The organism is Pantoea sp. VS1, from assembly GCF_002207995.1.
Taxonomy (GTDB): Bacteria; Pseudomonadota; Gammaproteobacteria; order Enterobacterales; family Enterobacteriaceae; genus Pantoea; species Pantoea dispersa.
In genome coordinates this window covers 1-388 of sequence record NZ_NHZE01000172.1, presented here as the reverse complement: position 1 = coordinate 388, position 388 = coordinate 1, and the positions used below count along the sequence as shown (strand labels likewise).

Sequence of the window (388 nt, the reverse complement as noted above, 5' to 3'; positions counted from 1 at the left end):
AGCATACGCTGGCCGCGATTCATTATCTGACCGGGCTGAACGGCTCGAAAAAACGCATCCTGGACGATGCGCCTGAACAAATTATTACCGGCCCCTGGAAACGCCTGGTGTACGATGCGGAGGGCCGGATACAGCGAGCCGGATACTCGCTTTGTCTGCTGGAGCGCCTTCAGGATGCACTGCGCCGACGGGACATCTGGCTCGAAAACAGCGATCGCTGGGGAAATCCCCGCGAGAAGCTGTTGCAGGGGGAAGAATGGCAGGCTCAGCGGGTTCCCGTCTGCCGGGCGCTGGGACATCCCACCGATGGACATAAAGGCGTGCAACAGCTGGCGGTCCAGCTGGATGAAACCTGGAAAGCCGTCGCATCCCGCTTTGAAGGAAATGC

Annotated in this window: 1 pseudogene; it reads left to right on the top strand. The window is 59.8% G+C overall.

The annotated features are described in order from the left end of the window. Nucleotides 1-388: pseudogene (locus tag CBW22_RS25695) on the top strand (Tn3 family transposase); the annotation flags it as partial.